Source organism: Bacillus sp. XF8 (genome assembly GCF_017498755.1).
Lineage (GTDB): Bacteria > Bacillota > Bacilli > Bacillales > Bacillaceae_G > Bacillus_A > Bacillus_A bingmayongensis.
In genome coordinates this window covers 1-3647 of the sequence record NZ_JAGDQK010000099.1, presented here as the reverse complement: position 1 = coordinate 3647, position 3647 = coordinate 1, and the positions used below count along the sequence as shown (strand labels likewise).

At 33.3% G+C, this 3647-nt stretch carries 4 protein-coding genes and 1 pseudogene; 4 read left to right on the top strand and 1 reads right to left on the bottom strand.

Annotated elements, in window-relative coordinates:
• A partial coding sequence (locus J4P91_RS28485) for a DDE-type integrase/transposase/recombinase (RefSeq protein WP_207996769.1) occupies positions 1-199 on the top strand: 199 nt, incomplete at its 5' end.
• A gap of 307 nt (positions 200-506) precedes the next feature.
• Here J4P91_RS28485 and J4P91_RS28480 read toward each other — a convergent pair.
• A complete protein-coding gene (locus J4P91_RS28480; RefSeq protein WP_207996768.1) occupies positions 507-1367 on the bottom strand; it encodes a hypothetical protein in 861 nt (286 codons plus the stop codon).
• A gap of 570 nt (positions 1368-1937) precedes the next feature.
• Between J4P91_RS28480 and J4P91_RS28475 the strand changes: the two are divergent.
• The 3 genes and pseudogenes from J4P91_RS28475 to J4P91_RS28465 all read left to right on the top strand — a co-directional run.
• Positions 1938-2184 (top strand): annotated as a pseudogene (locus J4P91_RS28475) (DUF6262 family protein); the annotation flags it as partial.
• 78 nt (positions 2185-2262) lie between these two features.
• The gene (locus J4P91_RS28470; protein ID WP_207996767.1) at positions 2263-2736 is read left to right on the top strand and encodes an 8-oxo-dGTP diphosphatase; all 474 of its coding nucleotides are present in this window, start codon (positions 2263-2265) and stop codon (positions 2734-2736) included.
• 240 nt (positions 2737-2976) lie between these two features.
• The gene (locus tag J4P91_RS28465; RefSeq protein WP_207996766.1) at positions 2977-3543 is read left to right on the top strand and encodes a plasmid pRiA4b ORF-3 family protein; all 567 of its coding nucleotides are present in this window, start codon (positions 2977-2979) and stop codon (positions 3541-3543) included.
• Positions 3544-3647 lie beyond the last annotated feature (104 nt).

The window sequence follows — 3647 nt, the reverse complement described above, 5'->3', positions numbered from 1 at the left end:
TATAGTGGAACAAGATCACCGTTTCATTAAGAAACGTGTACGTTCTATGTTAGGATTCAAGTCATATGAAACAGCCACTTCTATATTGAGTGGCGTTGAAACCATGCATATGATGAAAAAAAGACAACTTCACTTACAGGTGAAGTCTGCTCAAAATGAAGTTAGATTCATACATAAATTATTTGGAATTGCATCATAATCTACCATTGAACAGTCTATGTAGGTTTCTATGCCTCTATCAAATGATTTTTGCACCAGAACCATTTTTATTTCACTGGGGATATTCACACGCAAAAAGAACGATAAAATTATTGCTAATGGATTGTTAGTGGTAGGAACAATAATTTTATCAGTAAGTGTTGTATAGCTCACTGGTTTATATGACCCGTATGCAAATCACATTCGATAATAACTTTCCGTAATAAAGCTAAAAAAGCATCGAAAAAATCGATGCTTTTTCTGTTGCTATTTCCAATATAGAATGGAGTGTAGATTATTGATTATTGTTAAGGGATAGTAATTACATAAGGTACTGTAAATACTTTTCCTTTATGCTGGAATTGCGCCCATATCTTATATGTTCCACTTGTTGGAAATTCTGTGTGGAACATAGCTTCAGGTCCCATGGTTTTTGAATCGGCTGGATGTACATGAAGGTATTTTTCAGTATCTTCACTTAAAATGACAACATGCCCAATTGCACCTAAATATGTTTCAAGATCCGTAATTGGTTTCTTTGTAGCTGCATCTTTAATACTAAAGTTCAGCATGACCTCTTTGTTTGGTTTTAATTCGCCGTCATAACTCAATGTGATTTCTTTTCCATCCGCAACTTTTACTAATGATTTGTCAGCTTGAAGAGGCCCTACTTTTTGTTCTGTCCCTTCTACTTTAATCGTATGTGTTTGGGTAGTTTGTGAACCACCTTTTGGAATAAAGTCAGCGATGAATTTATACTCTCCGCCTTTTGGAAAGCTGACGTCTACATTGAACTTTCCGTTCCCATCATATGTAGGGTGTATGTGATTGAAATAAGATAAATCTTTACTTACTACAATCAAATGCATTTTCTTTTCGTGATTAATTTCAAAGTCTTCTATCGGTTTATTTTGACTGTCTTTCACTTCAATAGCTAGTTTTTCTTTTTGATTTTCTTTTGGATTATAAGGTGACAAATCCCATGAAACATTCATATCTTGTGGTTTCTTTTCGTTATGACCTGCATGCTCATTCTCTTTATTTGCTTTTTCGTTCTTTGCCTCGTGTTGATGAGATGTACTTTTAGAATCTGATTGATTCGTACATCCTGTGAAAATCCCCACAGTAAGTATCATACCCATAGCTGTTATAAGTGTTTTTTTCTTCATATTATTCTCCCCCAGTTATATATTGTGTGAGCTGATAAGTTAGAAGAACTTGCTTACTTATTATTTGTATATGAATCATTCATATACATCATCGTCTCGTCTCCTTTTGGTGTGTATTTGTAATTATAAAAAATAATATTAATGATTTTTTCGCTTTTTCCTTGTTATAAACCACATTTAAATACTTCATATGGGTATATTAATGTGGTTTAAATAGGAGATAAACTATACTAAAACAAATTGGCTATAAAGTTTTATAAGGTCGAGAATATAGAATAACAATGAATTGTCGAAAAATTAAGGAGATGTAGAAATGAAACAGAGAAAACATATCGTAGTAAAATCTGTACATTGTTGTAGTAAATGTGGTCATCTGTAGGGGGCACCATATCAAAAAAAGAAAATTGTACGTTAATTAGAGTATTATGATGAGAGGATTGTTCGTTCAATATAGAGGCGAATATTCTCTCTTTTTATAAATATTAGAAACATAAACTGTAGCTTACATATTTAGTATAGTTCGTTCATTATGTAGCTCATGTTCAAATTATTGGAGGTGGTTAGATTGAGAGTTCAAGAAGTGAAGCTGGTGTTAGCAAAGCAACCCTTTACAATAATATGGAAATACGGAAACGAATTGAGTCTTTGCGTGAGCAACAATTACAAGTTCCTACTCCTAAGCAAATTAAGCAAGAGATTGACGAGAACAATAAAGATGCCATCATTGAAGCGAAGAATCAAAAAAGTAGAAGAGGAAAATAAGCAGCTTCGAGAGCAATTGAAAGTAGCATATGCGGATGTATATAAACAAATTTAGGGTATGAGAAGAACGATGTCTCTCGTTCTTATTTTAATAGCATGGTAGAATTCAGATGAAAAATGAGGGAGAAACAGAATGGATAATGGGATAAATTATAAAATTTGGACGGTATGTATGATTCAAAATGAGGACAAGGTTTTACTCCTCGATAGACAGCATGACGATTTCAAAGGATTCATTCCTCCTGGAGGAAAAGTAGAATTTCCGGAAAGTATTGTTGATAGTGCTATTAGAGAAGTTAAAGAGGAAACTGGTCTTGAAGTTAGCAACCTTGTTTATAAAGGACTTTATGAATATGTTAATCTAATCGCCAAAGATCGATATATGATATTTAACTATTTTACAAAGGACTTTAAGGGGGACTTACTTAAAGATTCGCCAGAAGGAAAAACTGTTTGGGTAAATATCAATGAAGCTTACAATCTTCCTATGCAAAAATCCATTCGTAGAAGATTCCCTTTGTTCTTTGAAGAAGGAACATTCGAAATTCAAGTAGAATGGGATCACGAAAAAAATCAAGAGGGACTAGTTACTATAAAGAGAACCTAGGCAAAACAATGCTGGTCTATACATATTAGTCATATCTAATATGTGTAAGCCTTTTAATTTTAAGCATTTATAAATTTAGGTCTTGATAACGTACATTTAGACACAATTTGAGCATATTTTAATGCATTCTTTATAAAATATCATGATTTTTGATTCCTTTCGTTGATTTTTACTATCCATTTCTCATGATTTCAGTGAAAATGAGAAATATGCCATTATTTCAGACGGGAGGAAACAAGAATGAAATGTTATCAATTACATTTGGAATTAGTGGAATGCCCTTTCCCCATTTGGAGAAAGGTTATTTTACCTGCAAAATTAACTTTTGCTGATTTACACGATGTGATTCAATGCTTATTTCAGTGGGAGCACCAACATTTGTTTGAATTTACTGTAGGAAAATATGCTATATCGGCTCCACCTGATTCGAGCATTTCCTTTTCTACATTGGAAAAGACGACGCCATCTCGGATGCTACTTGCTGGTAGAACCATGTTACTTGAACAGATCAAAAAGAAGGATCAGATTTTTCAATATGTATACGACTTTGGAGATCATTGGTTGCTACAGATTCAAGTTGAAAATATACTGGATCAATCCTCTGATGAGGTAACATGTATAGGCGGAGAAAATGCAGCCCCATTAGAAGATATTGGGGGTATTCCAGGATATCTTGAATTTTTAGAAGCAATAAAAGATCCTTCACACCCACAATATTCACTCTATGATGAATGGGATTTATTAGATTTTGATCCTTCTTTCTTCGACATACAAGAAGTGAATAAAGGATTAGCCTATTATGATTGAATCATAAATAAATGGTAGTTTCCTTTAGGTTCTGTTGCAAAGATTTCTAAACTGAGATAACCTGTAGAAAAAGTGTGAGCAGGAGAATGATATATGGGGTATTT